The sequence below is a fragment of the Candidatus Cryosericum terrychapinii genome, from assembly GCF_003570925.1.
Classification (GTDB): Bacteria; Caldisericota; Caldisericia; order Cryosericales; family Cryosericaceae; genus Cryosericum; species Cryosericum terrychapinii.
The window spans coordinates 55,429-71,375 of record NZ_QXIS01000034.1 but is presented as its reverse complement, the minus strand read 5'-3'; the positions used below and the strand labels follow the sequence as shown (position 1 = coordinate 71,375).

The following is a 15,947-nucleotide window of genomic DNA, read 5'->3' as shown; positions in this document are numbered from 1 at the left end:
GCGTACCTGGGCAAGATTGTCGAGGTGGATGAAAGCAATGATATTTACAAGCATCCGTTGCACCCGTATACGAAGGCTCTGCTGTCGGCAGTGCCCATTCCCGATCCACGGGTTGAAATGCAGCGCCAGCGTATTGTGCTCAAGGGAGACCTTCCCAGCCCGATCAATCCGCCCAGCGGGTGTCACTTCCGAACGCGGTGCCCCATTGCTCAGCCGATATGCTCTGAGCAAGAACCCCAGCTGCGTGATATGGGTTCCGGGCACATGGTTTCCTGCCACTTCGTGAGTTAGGAGTTTTTCTGGCAAGTCTCATGGGGCCGACCGAAAGGCCGGCCCCTGTTTGTTCTGGATCCAGCCATGCTCGACGAGGTTGGAAAACCAGAGAATTCGCATATAACTCAAGGGAAGCGGCTTCTGACAACCTGCAGCTTACCTGCGTGTGCCGTTGGGTGCCCAGTAGAGCATGATTGGACAGGTTGTTGACAGCAATCATCGAAAGTGGGAGGAACAATGGAAGAATTTGAGAAGACCTTGACCCGGCAACAGGCAGCCATCGAGGCCGAGCGCTGTCTCTATTGCTACGATGCGCCATGCCAGGCGAAGTGCCCTGCGCACGTTCCGGTGCCCGAGTTCATACAATCGATTCGCAGCGGGAACTTGCACGGTGCGCGGACTCTCCTGCAGAGTGCTCATCCATTCATCGAGACGTGTGGCCGCATTTGTCCCGAAGAAGCGTTTTGTCAGTCTGTATGTACGCGGTCGAAGATAGATGCCCCTCTGCGCATTCGGGAGCTGCATCGTTTCGTCACAGACTCGACCGATCCATCTGATCGCATGGAGCTGCCTGAAGTCACCTTGGGCAAGGTTGCCATCATCGGGGCTGGTCCTGCGGGACTTGCCTGCGCCCGCGAGCTGAGGGTCAGGGGATTTTCCTGTGACGTGTTCGAGACTCGGCAGGTGGGAGGCGTGCCTAGTCAGGAAGTGTCCACGCATCGGTATCCGCGCGAGGTTGATGAACGGGAAGTCCGCTTCCTGACGTCCACATTCGCTGCGCATGTCCGTACAGAGCGCGTGACAGACCTGAAACCTCTGGTTGCCGGCTATGAGGCTGTTTTTGTCGCAACAGGACTGCCTTCTGAGAGTGACATGAATGTCGAAGGCACTGAGCTGGTGGGAGTGTATCATGCCCGCGAACTCCTGCGCAAGATGAAATCTGGCGCAATCAGCGGTGCAGGAAACCGCGTGGGGGTTATCGGCGGAGGGAATGTCGCAATCGAGGTAGCCTCCATGCTCCGTGAGGAAGACCCGACGCGAGACGTCACCGTGGTCTATCGTCGTGGCATCAAAGAGTTGAAGGCGTTCAAGAAGGAGATCGAAGAAGCCACTGAGATCGGCGTGACCTATCAGTTCCTGGCAATCCCCGACAAGATTGTCGGCAGCCAGCATGTGGAAGGGCTACAGGTCACTCAGGCTCACCTGTGTGGAGAGGACGAATCCGGCCGATGCAGTTTTGAACCCTTGCCAGGGTCGAGCTTCATCATCCCACTCGATACGGTGGTCGTCGCTATCGGACAGCGGGTCGACGAGGGCGTGTTCCCTGGTCTTGTTCGCAGCGACTCAGGACTCATCAGCGTAGGGGAGAACATGCAGACCAGCATGCCGGGCGTCTATGCCGGCGGCGACGCCATTCATGGTGCTCAGACTGTTGTGGAGGCTGTGCGTGACGGCAAGAAAGCGGCGGAGCAGATTGCCGCGTTTGTGGCAGGAGGCAAGTGATGTATCGAGAACATGACCTTTCCTATGATTTCCTGGGCATACATCTTGAGAACCCCTTCATTCTGTCTGCGGCTCCGCCCACGGATGAGCTGGATATGGCGATTGACGGACTGAAGGCTGGATGGGCCGGAGTGGTCCTCAAGACTACTTCTGTCGAGAGCAATCCCGTTAACCTGAAGTACCCGATGATGTCGTCGTTTGGCACGGCTGCGCACAAACTGTGGGGATTGGGCAACATCGACCTCATTTCGCAATATCACATCGGCGAGATCTGTGAGCGGGTTACAGCACTGAAGCGCATGTTCCCCACCAAGATGATTGCAGCTTCTATCATGGGGTCAAGAAAGGAAGACTGGCAGTCTCTGGTGTGGCAGCTCAAGAAGGCCGGTGTCGACCTTGTCGAGTGCAGTTTCAGCTGTCCACAGGGAAGCATGGGCGAAGCCGCCGGCCGGATGCTTGCTCAGAGCGTCGAGGCGACAGAGAAGGTTGCACGCTGGGTAAAGGAAGCTGCCGAAGAGACGCCCGTTCTCATCAAGATTACGCCTCAGGTCACGGACATCGTCGAGATCGCCAGGGCACTGAACCGGGCCGGTGTCGACGGTGTCACGGCAAGCAACTCGGTGCCCGCGTTGATTGGAGTCGATGTGGAGACGCTTGAACCACGCCCCTCTCTCTTTGGCGAGGGGGCATATTCAGGCATGACAGGCATGGCGATCAAGCCCCTCACTCTCCGCACCATTGCAGAGATTGCCCGCAACGTAGACATCACTATCAGTGGAAACGGTGGTGCCTACTCGTGGAGTGACGCGGTGGAGCTGATGGCTGTTGGAGCTTCCAACGTGCAGTTCTGTACGCTCCCAATGCACCATGGGTTTGGCACGATAAGGGACCTCAAGAGCGGTCTTGCAGATTATCTGGACCGCAAGGGATGTGCATCGCCGCTGGATATTGTTGGCAAGGCGCTCAAGAACATCAAGGGCCAGGAAGAGCTGGTCGCGCCTTGCTCTCATTCGGACATCGACCTTGACAAGTGCATCGGTTGCGGCAACTGCTTCCGCGCCTGCAGCGATGGAGCTCATAGAGCGATTCTGTGGGATGCCGAGAAGAGGCAACCCTCCGTGGATGCCGAGAAGTGTCCTGGGTGCGGCCAGTGCATGCAGGTCTGCCCGGTGAACGCTATCCGGATGAAGGAAGAACTGGACGGCAAGGTCCACTACTTCGAATTCAAGGGAGCTCGCTAGGCCTGATTCAAGCCTCTCCGTCCCCTGTGGCATACGCCACAGGGGACATTCGTATATGCCGTCGGTTGAGTGCTTTCATGAACACGGTATACTTTTCAAGAGTGTTTGTCGCGTTCATTTACCAGCCGAAATCTTGAGGAGGCAGTATGAGCAATGATGAACGGTTCTCGGCCTTGCGGTCGAAAAGAGAGCAGATCATCGCAGGTGGAGGTCCCGATCGTGTCAAGAAACAGCACGAAGCCGGTAAACTGACTGCACGCGAACGCATCGAACTCCTGCTGGACCAGGGGTCATTCCAGGAAGAAAATGTCTTCATCAGTCACCGGAATACCGGATTCGGCCTGGACAAGCAGGAATTGCCCGGCGATGGTGTGGTCACAGGTCACGGGTACGTCGATGGTCGCCTGGTCTTCGTCTATTCTCAGGATTTCACAGTCGCAGGGGGTTCGCTCGGCGAGATGCACGCAGCCAAGATCGCTCATGTTCAGGACCTTGCCGTGAAATATGGAGCTCCCATTGTGAGCATCAGTGATTCCGGCGGAGCTCGCATCCAGGAGGGAATAGACTCGCTGAAGGGCTACGCCAGCATCTTCTACCGAAACACGATTAGCTCAGGAGTCATTCCCCAGATTTCCATGATAGCGGGTCCCTGTGCCGGTGGCGCGGTGTATTCACCGGGTATCATGGATTTTGTCGTCATGACCGAGCAAGCCCGCATGTTCATTACTGGTTCCAAGGTCATCCAGAGCGTAACGGGCGAAGAAGTCACAGACGAGCAACTTGGGGGTTTGACCGTGCATGCCGAGAAGAGCGGCAACGTTCACTTGGCGGCAGCCAATGATGAGGAGGCTATCAAGCTGATCCGCGAGCTCCTGTCCTATCTGCCTGCGAACAACAGCGAAGACGCGCCTGCGGCGCAGAGCGACGACCCCATCGATCGAAGCACGGCGGAAATCGGGGACATCATCCCTGCGGAAGCGAACAAGCCGTACGACGTGCGCAAGGTCATAGGGAGTCTGGCGGATGAAGGCAAGTTCTTTGAGATAGCTGAGGGTTTCGCGAAGTCGATCTGCGTTGGCTTCGCGCACATGGGCGGGCAAGTCGTCGGAGTCGTCGCCAATCAGTCCAGGTCGATGGCAGGAGTCCTGAACATCGACAGCTCAGACAAGGCGGCCCGGTTCGTCCGGTTCTGCGACGCCTTCAACATTCCGCTGCTTACGCTGGTGGATGTCGGCGGATACCTTCCAGGTGCCGACCAGGAGTACGGGGGCATTATACGGCACGGAGCAAAGCTTCTCTACGCCTTCTCGGAGTGCACCGTGCCCAAGGTAACCGTTATCCTCCGCAAGGCATATGGCGGAGCATATATTGCGATGTCATGCCGGGATCTTGGTGCAGATTTCGTGTTTGCTCTTCCATCGGCCGAGATTGCTGTGATGGGGGCGGATGGCGCTGCCCAGATCATCTTCTCGAAGGAGATCCGCGAGGCTTCAGATTCGGAGGCCACCCGTCAAAAGCTCATCGCCGACTACAAAGACAAGCTCTACAACCCGTACGTGGCTGGAGAACGGGGTCTCGTCGATGACATTCTTGAGCCATCCCAGCTTAGAAGCCGTATTATCCGTTCCTTCAGAGCCGCTGCAAACAAGCGCGAGGAACGACCAACGCGCAAGCACGGGAACATCCCGCTCTAGGAAGAGACAACATGATTCGCATGGATTTGCACGGACAGGATGTGACCGACGAGGAGTTGGCTGTTGTTGTGGGAGCAGCATTGGCTGCGGTCGAAGAGAACGAGAGCCCTGCTTTCCTGTCCGATTTGTCCACTCTTGACGACGCCTCTGCAGCAGCAGTCATGGCTGCGATGGCTGCTGCCGGAGTGTCGTTCCAGCAGTTAGAACCGCCATTGCCTCCTGAAAACGCGGCATGGAGACGACCACCGTATGAACAATCAGTCAGGCCGCGCTGGCGCTGACGGGAGGAGAAACCGTGAAAAAGTACAGGATCACCGTAAATGGCAAGACGTTTGACGTCGACGTAGAAGAGGTAGGCGCGCAGAAATCCGGGCATTCGCCAGTGCCAGCTCCGGCGGCCGTTGCTCCAGCTCCGGTTGTAGCCCCTGCTCCTGCGCCTGTTCCTGCACCCAGGGCAATGTCGGCTCAGGCACCTGGCGCGCCAAGACCCGCTGCTCCAGTAGGCGGTGCGACAGCCATGAAATCGCCGCTGCCCGGCAAGATCCTGAAGGTCATGGCAACGCCCGGAAGCTCTTGGAAGAAGGGTGATACCCTACTTATCATCGAAGCCATGAAGATGGAGAACGAGATTCTTGCTCCGCGTGATTGCACGGTCGAGGAAGTCGCCGTCAAGTCCAACCAGACTGTCAAGACCGGGGATCTACTGCTCAAGCTTGCCTGACAGACGACAGCCTGCGCGGGCGGGACACTCCTCGGAGGCGCTGGCACACGAGGAGTGCCCCGTATTCTTGGAGAACTTGTCTGGTCTTGTACAATGACTACAGGAAGCACAATTCGAGGAAGAGTGGGGTAGCGTATGACAGACTTGCTGCGTGGTATTGTCGGTATGTCAGACTGGCGTGTATGGGCGATGTTTGGCGTCGGTCTGGCGCTTATTTGGCTCGCAGTGAAGAAGGAGTATGAGCCGAACCTCTTGTTGCCTATGGGATTTGGCTGCCTACTGGCCAACATCCCGTTTTCGTCAGCGGTCGGTGGTGGCTTCTTGGACGTCTTGTTCAAGGGCGGTATCACGACTGAGCTGTTTCCCATCCTCATCTTCATCGGCATAGGAGCAATGATCGATTTTGGTCCACTCCTGCAGGATCCCGAGATGTTGTTTTTTGGAGCGGCAGCGCAATTCGGAATTTTCTTTACGATAATACTGGCTCTGCTGGTCGGACGTATCCCCGGCGTCACGGGTATTCCAGGTCTCAAAGAGGCTGCTGCGATTGGAATCATCGGGGCAGCCGACGGACCGACGTCGATCTATGTTGCTGCGCGGTTTGCTCCAGCATTGCTGGCCCCGATCACCGTAGCTGCCTATTCCTACATGTCGCTTGTTCCAATTATTCAACCACCGATCATTCGGATGCTCACGACCCGCGAAGAGCGCATGATTCACATGGAGAACCCTGAACACGAGGTCTCGAAGACGGTGAAAGTCATCTTTCCCATTGCTGTCACCCTTATCGCCGGTATCATAGCGCCCATGTCCGTGGCTCTCATCGGCAGCCTCATGTTTGGCAACCTGCTGCGTGAATCTGGGGTAACGGAGCGTCTTTCCAAGACTGCTCAGAATGAGCTTTCCAGCCTGGTGACCATCCTGTTGGGCATCACGATAGGGTCGTCTATGGGAGGGAAGCAATTCCTGAATCCGACAACGCTCCTCATCATCGGGATGGGTCTCATTGCCTTCGTGTTCGACACGGCGGGTGGAGTGCTCTTCGCGAAGTTGATCAATCTGTTCCGGAAACGAAAGATCAACCCGATGATCGGTGCGTGTGGCATATCGGCGTTCCCGATGTCAGCTCGCGTCATCCAGAAGATGGCGCAACAGGAAGATGGCAGCAACTTCATCATCATGCATGCCGTCGGTGCCAACGTGGCAGGGCAGATCGCCTCCATCATTGCAGGTGGTCTGATTCTGGCACTGGTACGATAGGAGGTGGCCATGGATGCTGTTGTTGGAGAAGGTCTGCGCGTCAGTGGACTGAGCTATGCTCTCATCTTTGTCGTGCTGGGAATCTTCTACGGTCTCATCAAGCTTTTGTTGAAGATACTCCCTCCAAGGGATGAGTCGGCGTAAGCGTTGACACGAGTTTCGGCCAGCAATGGACTCGTGAAGGAGGCTGGAGTGAAGAAGCTTCGGATGATCCTCGCCTTCACCATGGTAGTGACGATGGCAGTGTCCGGTTGTGGTCCGCGCACCGTGGTACGGCCCACGATCATCTCGGGGACGATCAAGCCGGTGGCGCTGATCGCTCAGGCTATCGCCGGGACGGCGTTGCAGGTTCAGGTCCTTGCCGGAGACGACGGAGCACCTCTCCTGAATGCGCGAGAGCTTGTGTCCGCGAGTGCTGTCGTTTTCCAGGCCGGAACCCCTATCGATGCATGGTCCAACGAGATGGAACAAGGGGGTGTGCGCTTCGTCAGTCTCTCTGCCGCCTTGGAGAAGGGCACGCCGGACGGTCCGTGGCTATCTTTTCGGGATTCTGCAGAGATGGCTCGCCTGATGCGTGATACGCTGGATGCCCTGTACCCGGAGCTGAAGGAGCAGTTCGATTCGCGATATGCAGTGTTCATGGATCAGTGCAGCCAGGCGGATGGTCGACTGAAACGGCTGGTCTGGAGCGCTGGTACCAGGGCATTCCTGGCAGAGGACACAACGTGGTCAAGCGCAGCCGGGGACTTCGGATTGCGGGTTGTGGTTCAGCCGGGACTGAAGGGTCTTGACCTCTCGGGGGCAGAGGCGGCCTTGAGAGTTGCTGACTGGGGTTCTGGAGAAAAGACCCAGGTCGTCGTTGTGAATGTCGCTCCTGGAGGCAGCACCGGAGTCAGTCGGCAGTCAAACGGCATCATTGCTTGCAGTCTGGACGCTCTCGGCGCAACGGCTGAAGGTGCCTTTGTGCCTTGGCTCGAACAACAGCTGACGCTGCTTGGGTCGGCGATCGGGAAGTAGGCATGCGCAGGCCGTGATACAGGAGCCCAGCACTTTCCCGATAGGTCAGAGGTACCGTTCTGGACGGTGACGGTTTCTTAATGTTCCGTTGCTTTTTGCCCCTGCACATTCTATAATGTTAGCGCAGGAAGGGTCGCTGTGCGTCGTCTAACACGGTGCAGTTCTGACCAGATCAGTCTTACATAGTTGATTCTAGGAGAGGCTCTGCAAATCTTGCAGTGCATTCTGCACGAATGTATGCCATGGAATTACGAATCTGCGGTTGAGGTCTGGAAAGAGGAGGAAACATGAAGGAAGTCTACGAAGTCAGAATGCATGGCAGAGCGGGCCAAGGGGCCAAGTCGGGGTCCCAGTTGCTGGCTGAGGCGGCGTTCAAGGAAGGCAAGTATATCCAGTCTTTCCCCGAGTATGGGTCTGAGCGTCGTGGGGCTCCGACGGTCTCTTACACCAAGATCGCCGAGAAGGTACTTAAGAGCCATGAGCCGATTGTGACTCCTGATGTCGTCATGGTGCTCGATTTTGGTATCATGCGCTCCATCCTGGTTGCAGCGGGATTACCCGATACGGGCATCCTCATCGTCAACACCAAAGTCTGTTCGACGGAAATCAAGAAGTTGGCGCAGTTCAACGGCACCCTCTACGGTGTGGACGCTACGGGCATTTCACTGGAATTGCTGGGCATGGACACACCCAACGTGCCGATGCTCGGGGCACTCGTGAAACTGACCGGCATTGTCAAGATGGAGTCGCTGGAGTATGTCTTGCGCGAGCACTTCCTGCCAAAGATAGGCGAAGAGAAGGTTCAGAAGAATATCAGCATGCTCCGAAGGGGCTATGAGGAGGTCTTCAAATGACTGAAAGAAGAACATGGCAGGAGCTTGAACTCGGCGTGGAGCTGCCGGCAGCTACGTCCCTCGGTTACAAGACCGGTGGGTGGCGCGTTCTCCGTCCCATCTTCAACGCTTCTGAGTGCACCCATTGCATGATTTGCGTGAGCTACTGTCCTGACATGGCTATTCCGATCGCCAAGAGCGAGGAAGGCGTCGCCGGCAAGGGCGGACGGTTGTTCAAGGGAGTCGTACGATTGGCGACGAACCTCGACTATTGCAAGGGATGCGGTATCTGCGCTCATGAGTGCCCGTCCAAGGCTATCAGCATGGTTCGCGAAGAAGAGGCAGAGCAGGCCTCTTGCAAGTTGTAGAGGAGGGAGCAGATATGGGAGTCAGGAAAGCAATAACCGGTGCTCAGGCGGCTGCGGAGGCGATGCGACAGATCAATCCCGATGTTGTCGTAGCCTATCCGATCACGCCTCAGACACCAATCGTGGAAGAGTTTGCAAAGTATGTCGCAGATGGAATTGTCGATACAGAGATGGTTCCGGTCGAGTCAGAACATTCAGCTATGTCTGCGACGGTTGGTGCCGAAACAGCTGGTGCTCGTGCCATGTCGGCGACCTCGTCCCAGGGACTTGCCCTGATGTGGGAAGTCGTGGCGGCTACCCCGGGCCTGCGGTTGCCCATTGTCATGTCGCTTGTCAACCGGGCGCTGTCCGCGCCGATCAACATCCATTGTGATCATTCGGATGTCATGGGAGTGACCACTGTGGGCTGGATTCAGATCTTCAGCGAGAACGCCCAGGAAGTCTACGAAAACACGCTGCTTGCAATTCGTGTGGCTGAGGACAATCGTGTTCAGCTACCGGTCATGGTCAACCAGGATGGATTTATCACCAGCCACGCGGTGGAGCCGGTCGAGATCTTCGATGACGCTCTTGTACAGAAGTTTGTCGGCGTACGGTCCCTGGACCGTGCTCTGCTGGATGTTGAACATGCGAAGAGCGTTGGACCCCTGGTCCTTCCGGACTACTATTTCGAGTTCAAGCGTGCTCAGGAAGAGGCAATGAGCAAGGTGTTCGAAGTCTATCATGAAGTCGGCACGGAGCTCTCGGCAATAACGGGCAAACAGTACCCGTTCTTTGAGACCTATCGTATCGACGATGCGAAAGCCGTCGTCGTCGTCCTGAATTCGGCTGCAGGCACTGCAAAGGCTGCCGTCGATGCGATGCGCGCACAGGGCAAGAAGGTGGGTCTGCTCAAACCGATCCTGTTCCGGCCGTTCCCTTATGCTGAGGTCCGTGAGGCGCTCAAGGACATTCCCGTCATCGGCGTTCTTGATCGATCGATGGATTTTGGCGCCTGTGCCCCAGTCTACTCCGAATTCCGCAATGCGCTGTGGGAACTCGAACGGCGACCGGCGATGCAGAGCTATATCTATGGACTGGGTGGTCGCGACATCATGACCACTGAGATCGAAGCCGTTTTCGAGGAACTGCTGTCCGGCAAACTCGACCCAGAGCATCAGCGGTACATCGGACTGAGGGGGTAGCAGACATGCCTACACTGCAGGAAATTGCTTTAAAGACGACTGGTGCTGATGCCCGAATCGTGTCCGGCCATCGGATGTGCTCTGGTTGCGGCATTGGATCCATCGTCAAGACTGTTCTCGCGGCCTCCGACAAACCCGTTGTTGTCGTCAGTGCGACAGGCTGTCTTGAGGTTGTAACGACGATCTATCCGTTTACGGCTTGGAATACACCCTGGATGCACCTGACGTTCGAGAACGCCGCTTCAGTCGCTTCAGGTATTGAAGCCGCGTACAAGGTTCTGAAACGTCGTGGCAAGATTGACGAGGAGGTCAACATTCTTGCGGTCGGAGGCGATGGCGGCACCTACGACATTGGATTTCAGGCTCTCTCCGGAGCTCTTGAGCGCAGGCACAAGTTCATGTACCTCGTCTATGACAATGAGGGCTATATGAACACTGGCAACCAGCGTAGCGGTGCCACCCCATTTGGCGCCAACACGACGACCGTTCCGGCGGGCAAGGTCAGCTTCGGCAAGCCGCAGTGGCGAAAGAATCTGGTAGAGATTGCAGCGGCCCACCGTATCTCCTATGTTGCCCAGGCGGCTGTGAACAATACGATGGACCTGTACAAGAAGGCGCAGAAGGGTTTCAGTGCGGACGGTCCGGCAGTGCTCGCCGTTCTGCAACCCTGTCCAAGCAACTGGTCTTTTGATTCTTCACTTACGATCCAATATTCCAAACTGGCCGTCGAAACCAATTTCTGGCCACTGTACGAGATTGAGAACGGTATCGTGCATATCAACACCAAGCCCTCCAACCGCAAACCGATTGAGGATTTCCTCAAGGGTCAGACACGGTTCAGGCATCTGTTCAGGCCCGGGAACGAACACGTCATCGTCGAAATGCAAAAGATGATCGATGACGAGTGGGCCCGTTTGCTCAAGCTCGAGGAGTCCGGCATCCAGTTTTAGATCGCCTGAGACTCGCGTTGTATTCGTCAGCCCACCGGCTACAATGGCGGTGGGCTGATTGCGTCAGAGGAGCAACTCAATGACAACGAAGACGGTGTTCTACTCTGTTATGGGGCATTCTCGAATGGTAGCTGAAGGCATAGCGGCTGCACTGGCTGCCCCGCTCTTTGGTCTGACCGATCGTTTCACGGCTCTACCTGCGAGATGGAAGCGTTCAGCGAGGCGGGCAGTCCGGGGCTTTGACCTGGGCGTACTGAGCACCCCCGGTGTGTCGTTTGGCCGAGGGGACAGGCTCGTTCTCGTTTTTCCCTACTGGAATGGAGCCGTCGTGCCTGCAGTATCGGGATTTGTCCGCTCGGTCGGGCTGGCAGGCGTCACCGTATTCCTGGTGATGACGCGTCGATTGAGCGGTGGTGATGAGCTGATCTCCCAGCTTGAGGATGACATTGTCAGGCAGGGAGGAACGATTGGTGGGGTCTTCAGCCTTCGCACGCTGTGGCGGGCACAGCAACGTCTTCGGTCGCTTGGAAGTCGTGTCGGACAGCACATTGCGCGGGAAGCGCAAGGAGCGCCGTTCAGTCTCCAGGAGTTGCTGGAGGATGCAATCGAGGATGAGGTCGAAACACGTGCTCGCTACCTGCAACTCATTGAGATGACCCCCAACAGGCGTCTGAAGGCAACATTCAGCTCGCTCGCAGTCGGCGAAGTCGCCCACGCTCAGCTGTTGCAGCAGTTGTACCGTGCATACGCGGGCGTTGTCTATGAGCCGCACAGGGAAGCGATTGCCTCCCTGAAGTCAGGGCAGGTTCTCGACTACAGTGCTCTGCTCCAGGGACTCGGCATTGTCGTGGAAGCCGAACGCAAGGCTATCATGGGATACCGTGCCATTGCTGAGCGGTACTCCAGTCAGCCCGATGTTGTTCGTCAGACACTGGTACTGGCTCGTTCTGATTTCCAGCACTACAGAGACATGAGAGGCATGTACAACATGTTGAGCCGTCGTCACTCTACTCGCTGACGCGTATTCACCGCTTTTTCGCGTGTTGACTTTGCCCCGTTTGTGATAGGCTGAAAGAAGTAATCCTGCATTCGAGCCTGTTCTTGCCCGCTGTAGGAAAAGGAGGTAGGCAATGGTCTATCTTGACAACTTTCGCAGTACGATGGTCGCGCCTGAGGTCTGGGCAGCGATGCGCACTGCTGCTATTGATGAATACGCGGTACCGGCAGCATTCACGCAGTGCGGCACTGGCGCTGCGGAACTCGTAGAGAGAGCACAGAACCGGCTTGCAGCCGCTATTGGAGCGTCGCAGAATGAGGTCGTGTTCACGGGAAGTGGCACTGAAGCTATCAACATCGCCCTGTGGGGCTCGACGTGGGCGCAGGCAGTCGACAAACCTGAGATCGTGACCAGCGAGATCGAGTACCCTGCTACGCTCGCGGTGTACAAGGCACTGGAGAAGGAAGGCTACCAGGCTCACTACATCAAGGTCGATGGTGAGGGAAAGTATGATCTCAACCAGCTTTCCTCGGTCCTGAATGAGCACACGGCGATGGTCAGCCTGATGGGTGTCAACCACATGATCGGTACGATCGAACCTCTTGCCGAGGCAGGAGCAATCATTGCCGATGCGTCACAGCACGTGGGCCGCAGGATTCCATACCATGTGGATTTCGCCAGTGCACTACAGACGCAGCGACTGGATGTCGACGCGGTGAAGGCAGATCTGGTGAGCTTCTCCAGCAACAAGATCCATGGCCCCAAGGGTGTTGGCGCTCTCTACGTACGCAAGGGCACGAAGATACGCCCCATTACCTTTGGCTCGGAGTCGTACTCTCCGCTTGTTCCGGGTACACCGAATACGATGGGCATTGCGGGATTCGACAAGGCCGTCGAGTTGCTGTACGCGACCTTCGACAAGGATGTTGAGTACATGCTTGGCCTCATGAACCGTCTTGCCACTGGCATCCGTGAGCACATTCCATATATTCTGCTCAATGGGCCGGATGGCGCCGGAAGGGCTGCGTCGCATCTGTGTTACAGTTTCCTGTTCATCGAGGGCGAGGCGATCATGATGTTCCTTGACATGGACGGGATCGTGGTCGACACTGGTTCAGCCTGTGCGGCCGCGACGCTCAAACCAAATTACATTCTCATGGCGATCGGGCGCAACCATGAACAGGCGCATGGCTCCATCCGTTTTACGCTGTCTCGGTATAACACTGAGGCTGATGTTGATACTGCGCTGGCAAAGCTCGTTCCGATCGTGGAACGCTTGCGTGCCCAGAGTACGATCAGGCCGGCTGCGCAATAAGGAGGCACCATGGCAATCAAGTACACTGCGAAAGTCATCGAGCATTTCAAGAACCCGCACAACATCGGCATCATCGAAAACGCCGACGCCTGTGCTACTGAAGGGTCGCCCGCGTGTGGCGACGAGATCACGGTCTACCTCAAGATCGACAAGGCAACCGACCGTATCGAGGATGTGAAATTCCAGTCCTACGGCTGTGCCTCCAACATAGCCACAGGTTCCATCATCACAGACTTGGCCAAGGGCAAGACGATCGATGAGGCTGAGGCGATCACATGGAAACAAGCTGCCGACGAGTTGGGGGGCCTCCCTCCCGTGAAGATGCACTGCTCGGTTCTCGCTGTCGACGGACTCCGGTCGGCCATTCGTAAGTACAAGAAAGAAATGAAGGGTATCGACTACGATTCCACGCTTGACGTCAAGACCGTGACCGAGGAGCTGAAGCATGTGCTGTGGCCGCCAGTTGGGGTCGATATCATCACGCTCAAGATGGTCAAGTACATCGGCATTGACCAGGGTGCGGTGAGGGTCGAAGTCAGCGTTGGCTCTGACGACAAGTTCCTGGACCCGACAGTCAACGAGATCATCGAGCACGTGAGCAAGATTCGGGGGGTCAAGTCGGTCAACGTCGAGAACGTCTAATCGTTATGCGCATCGCAGAGGACTCAATCCACTTGGAGGGGAACAATGATCGATTTTCGTTCTGATACTGTTACGAAGCCTACGCAGGCCATGCGCGACGCCATGGCGACGGCGGAGGTCGGCGACGATGTCTACCGCGAGGACCCTACTGTCGTCAGACTGGAAGAACTGGGCGCAAAAATGCTGGGCAAGGAGGCTGGTCTGTTTGTGTGTTCAGGCACGATGGGCAATCAGGTCGCCATTATGACACACACACAGCGTGGGGATGAGCTTATTACGGAAGCCGAGAGCCACATCTTCTACTATGAGGTTGGCGACATCGCGATGCTGTCAGGCGTTCAGGCTCGGCAGGTTCCAGGCAAGCGGGGCGTCATGGACCCTGATGATGTCAAGCATGCGATCCGCGACTCGGACAACATTCACTTTCCACGGACGTCCCTTATTGCTATCGAAAACACTCACAATCGAGGTGGGGGCAAGGTATGGCCTATCGAGTACGTGCGTGAGATTGCGGCAGCGGCACGTGAGCGTGGCATTGCCGTGCATATGGATGGAGCGCGGATTTTCAATGCATCGATCGCCTCTGGCATCACACCGGACGTGTGGGCATCCTATGCCGATTCTGTCATGTTCTGTCTTTCCAAAGGCTTGTGTGCTCCTGTCGGATCATTGCTCGTGGGGTCCAGAGACTATATTGAACGGGCACGTAAGAACCGAAAGCGCCTGGGAGGCGGACTTCGTCAGGTTGGCATTCTGGCGGCTGCGGGTATTGTGGCTCTTGAGACGATGGTGGACAGGCTGGCGGAGGACCATGCCAATGCGAAGCTGCTCGCATGCGAGCTGGCCGGCATCGGATACGGAACTGACCCGTCTGAAGCCGAAACCAACATGGCTATGGTCAACGTCAGTGCAAGTGGCAAAGATGCGCCATCGTTCGTGGGCGCGCTCAAGGAGAAAGGCGTTCTGTGCAATGCTGTCACGCCGACTACAGTTCGACTGGTCACGCACCACGATGTAACGACCGATCAATGTCGCGAGACCGTCGAGGTTTTCGGATCGTTGTTGCACGCTTAGGCATCTATCTTCGTCAAGGAGGATACAGTGTTGGAACCCAAGCATGTCGAAGGAATGCACAACAAGCATAAGGTCTTCCTCTATGCGCTGACGACCTGCGGCTGGTGTCACAAGACCAAGGCGTTGCTTCAGGAGCTGAGCGTGGGCTACGACTACATCGATGTCGACGACCAGGAGGGTGGAAACAAGGAACTGGCCAAGCAGGAGGTCCTGAAGTGGAACCCAGCGTGCTCGTTTCCGACCATCGTCCTGGATGGCAAGGATTGTGTCGTAGGTTTCCAGGAAGACAAGATTCGGGAGCTCGCGGCTGAATGAGCAGGATACCGGACGAGCGTGTGGCTGAGGTCTGGGAGAGACTGGTCCTCGAGGCACGGGACGCAGGATACTCTGTCAACCCTGACGACGCTTTTGCCAGGGATCTGGTCCGGGGTCTGCTGGAGAATGAGGCACGCTACGGATATCGTGCCTGTCCCTGCCGTCTGGCGTCAGGAGTGAGGGAGCGGGATGTCGACCTCGTCTGTCCGTGTGACTACCGAGACGCTGACCTCGACGAATACGGCGCCTGCTACTGTGCGCTGTATGTCTCGCCCGAGATCAGCCGTGGCGAGAAGACCGCAACATCCATTCCGGACCGGCGTCCGGTCGGCGGGCCAACTGCCGGAGCGACGGAGATGGAACAGGTGCCTGTGGCTGGGCTCGCGTTTCCGGTCTGGCGATGCAAGGTCTGTGGATACTTGTGCGCAAGGCTGCAGCCTCCACTGGTCTGTCCAGTCTGCAAGGCCGGCAAGGAGCGTTTCGAGCGCTTCATGTAGCCTGACAATATCATTGTCACCGCAAGCCGCCTTGTCCGCAAAAGGGACTGGGCGGGTTTCGTT

Annotated in this window: 19 protein-coding genes; all 19 read left to right on the top strand. The window is 56.7% G+C overall.

Annotation, left to right across the window (positions count from 1 at the left end):
- Positions 1-291, top strand: a 291-nt coding sequence (locus SMC7_RS06825) for an oligopeptide/dipeptide ABC transporter ATP-binding protein (protein WP_320409493.1), incomplete at its 5' end; no start/stop codon positions are given.
- 219 nt (positions 292-510) lie between these two features.
- Entirely contained in the window at positions 511-1,776 is a 1,266-nt protein-coding gene (locus SMC7_RS06820; protein WP_119089599.1) for an FAD-dependent oxidoreductase, read from the top strand.
- On the top strand, positions 1,776-3,017 hold the full coding sequence (gene preA, locus SMC7_RS06815; protein WP_119089598.1) for an NAD-dependent dihydropyrimidine dehydrogenase subunit PreA: 1,242 nt from the start codon (positions 1,776-1,778) through the stop codon (positions 3,015-3,017). Before SMC7_RS06820 ends, preA begins: the two co-directional genes overlap by 1 nt.
- 146 nt (positions 3,018-3,163) lie before the next feature.
- Positions 3,164-4,711, top strand: a complete 1,548-nt coding sequence (locus SMC7_RS06810; protein ID WP_119089597.1) for an acyl-CoA carboxylase subunit beta — start codon at positions 3,164-3,166, stop codon at positions 4,709-4,711.
- Positions 4,712-4,722: 11 nt separating this feature from the next.
- Positions 4,723-4,992, top strand: coding sequence for a hypothetical protein (locus tag SMC7_RS06805; RefSeq protein WP_119089596.1), 270 nt, complete (start codon positions 4,723-4,725; stop codon positions 4,990-4,992).
- A gap of 14 nt (positions 4,993-5,006) precedes the next feature.
- On the top strand, positions 5,007-5,432 hold the full coding sequence (locus tag SMC7_RS06800; protein WP_119089595.1) for a biotin/lipoyl-containing protein: 426 nt from the start codon (positions 5,007-5,009) through the stop codon (positions 5,430-5,432).
- A gap of 135 nt (positions 5,433-5,567) precedes the next feature.
- Positions 5,568-6,692 carry a sodium ion-translocating decarboxylase subunit beta gene (locus tag SMC7_RS06795; RefSeq protein WP_119089594.1) on the top strand — a complete coding sequence of 375 codons (1,125 nt, stop codon included), beginning with the start codon at positions 5,568-5,570 and terminating at the stop codon, positions 6,690-6,692.
- Positions 6,693-6,701: 9 nt separating this feature from the next.
- Positions 6,702-6,836, top strand: coding sequence for an OadG-related small transporter subunit (locus SMC7_RS07560; RefSeq protein ID WP_279386266.1), 135 nt, complete (start codon positions 6,702-6,704; stop codon positions 6,834-6,836).
- A gap of 48 nt (positions 6,837-6,884) precedes the next feature.
- The gene (locus SMC7_RS06790) at positions 6,885-7,709 is read left to right on the top strand and encodes a metal ABC transporter solute-binding protein, Zn/Mn family (protein ID WP_119089593.1); all 825 of its coding nucleotides are present in this window, start codon (positions 6,885-6,887) and stop codon (positions 7,707-7,709) included.
- Positions 7,710-7,996: 287 nt separating this feature from the next.
- Complete coding sequence (locus tag SMC7_RS06785; protein ID WP_119089592.1) at positions 7,997-8,563, top strand: 2-oxoacid:acceptor oxidoreductase family protein; 567 nt, start codon at positions 7,997-7,999, stop codon at positions 8,561-8,563.
- A complete protein-coding gene (locus SMC7_RS06780; RefSeq protein WP_119089591.1) occupies positions 8,560-8,910 on the top strand; it encodes a 4Fe-4S binding protein in 351 nt (116 codons plus the stop codon). The genes SMC7_RS06785 and SMC7_RS06780 overlap by 4 nt, the downstream gene beginning before the upstream one ends.
- Before the next feature lie 14 nt (positions 8,911-8,924).
- Positions 8,925-10,094: a pyruvate ferredoxin oxidoreductase gene (gene porA, locus SMC7_RS06775; RefSeq protein WP_119089590.1), complete on the top strand. Its 1,170-nt coding sequence runs from the start codon at positions 8,925-8,927 to the stop codon at positions 10,092-10,094.
- A 5-nt stretch (positions 10,095-10,099) separates the two neighbouring features.
- Positions 10,100-11,044, top strand: a complete 945-nt coding sequence (locus SMC7_RS06770; RefSeq protein WP_119089589.1) for a thiamine pyrophosphate-dependent enzyme — start codon at positions 10,100-10,102, stop codon at positions 11,042-11,044.
- A 79-nt stretch (positions 11,045-11,123) separates the two neighbouring features.
- Positions 11,124-12,062, top strand: a complete 939-nt coding sequence (locus SMC7_RS06765; protein ID WP_119089588.1) for a ferritin family protein — start codon at positions 11,124-11,126, stop codon at positions 12,060-12,062.
- Between the two features lie 112 nt (positions 12,063-12,174).
- A complete protein-coding gene (locus tag SMC7_RS06760) occupies positions 12,175-13,356 on the top strand; it encodes a cysteine desulfurase family protein (protein WP_119089587.1) in 1,182 nt (393 codons plus the stop codon).
- Positions 13,357-13,365: 9 nt separating this feature from the next.
- Positions 13,366-13,998, top strand: coding sequence for an iron-sulfur cluster assembly scaffold protein (locus SMC7_RS06755; RefSeq protein WP_119089586.1), 633 nt, complete (start codon positions 13,366-13,368; stop codon positions 13,996-13,998).
- A gap of 45 nt (positions 13,999-14,043) precedes the next feature.
- A complete protein-coding gene (gene ltaE, locus SMC7_RS06750) occupies positions 14,044-15,072 on the top strand; it encodes a low-specificity L-threonine aldolase (protein ID WP_119089585.1) in 1,029 nt (342 codons plus the stop codon).
- A 27-nt stretch (positions 15,073-15,099) separates the two neighbouring features.
- Positions 15,100-15,387: a glutaredoxin family protein gene (locus SMC7_RS06745; protein ID WP_207798748.1), complete on the top strand. Its 288-nt coding sequence runs from the start codon at positions 15,100-15,102 to the stop codon at positions 15,385-15,387.
- The gene (locus tag SMC7_RS06740; protein ID WP_119089584.1) at positions 15,384-15,884 is read left to right on the top strand and encodes a ferredoxin-thioredoxin reductase catalytic domain-containing protein; all 501 of its coding nucleotides are present in this window, start codon (positions 15,384-15,386) and stop codon (positions 15,882-15,884) included. The genes SMC7_RS06745 and SMC7_RS06740 overlap by 4 nt, the downstream gene beginning before the upstream one ends.
- Positions 15,885-15,947: the final 63 nt, after the last annotated feature.

Bases quoted from the DNA above. Each gene is read 5' to 3' on its own strand.
- SMC7_RS06785 (WP_119089592.1), top strand. From the start codon at position 7,997: ATGAAGGAAGTCTACGAAGTCAGAATGCATGGCAGAGCGGGCCAAGGG.
- SMC7_RS06780 (WP_119089591.1), top strand. From the start codon at position 8,560: ATGACTGAAAGAAGAACATGGCAGGAGCTTGAACTCGGCGTGGAGCTG.
- ltaE (WP_119089585.1), top strand. From the start codon at position 14,044: ATGATCGATTTTCGTTCTGATACTGTTACGAAGCCTACGCAGGCCATG.
- SMC7_RS06765 (WP_119089588.1), top strand. From the start codon at position 11,124: ATGACAACGAAGACGGTGTTCTACTCTGTTATGGGGCATTCTCGAATG.
- porA (WP_119089590.1), top strand. From the start codon at position 8,925: ATGGGAGTCAGGAAAGCAATAACCGGTGCTCAGGCGGCTGCGGAGGCG.
- SMC7_RS06770 (WP_119089589.1), top strand. From the start codon at position 10,100: ATGCCTACACTGCAGGAAATTGCTTTAAAGACGACTGGTGCTGATGCC.
- SMC7_RS06740 (WP_119089584.1), top strand. From the start codon at position 15,384: ATGAGCAGGATACCGGACGAGCGTGTGGCTGAGGTCTGGGAGAGACTG.
- SMC7_RS07560 (WP_279386266.1), top strand. From the start codon at position 6,702: ATGGATGCTGTTGTTGGAGAAGGTCTGCGCGTCAGTGGACTGAGCTAT.
- preA (WP_119089598.1), top strand. From the start codon at position 1,776: ATGTATCGAGAACATGACCTTTCCTATGATTTCCTGGGCATACATCTT.
- SMC7_RS06805 (WP_119089596.1), top strand. From the start codon at position 4,723: ATGATTCGCATGGATTTGCACGGACAGGATGTGACCGACGAGGAGTTG.
- SMC7_RS06760 (WP_119089587.1), top strand. From the start codon at position 12,175: ATGGTCTATCTTGACAACTTTCGCAGTACGATGGTCGCGCCTGAGGTC.
- SMC7_RS06795 (WP_119089594.1), top strand. From the start codon at position 5,568: ATGACAGACTTGCTGCGTGGTATTGTCGGTATGTCAGACTGGCGTGTA.
- SMC7_RS06755 (WP_119089586.1), top strand. From the start codon at position 13,366: ATGGCAATCAAGTACACTGCGAAAGTCATCGAGCATTTCAAGAACCCG.
- SMC7_RS06820 (WP_119089599.1), top strand. From the start codon at position 511: ATGGAAGAATTTGAGAAGACCTTGACCCGGCAACAGGCAGCCATCGAG.
- SMC7_RS06810 (WP_119089597.1), top strand. From the start codon at position 3,164: ATGAGCAATGATGAACGGTTCTCGGCCTTGCGGTCGAAAAGAGAGCAG.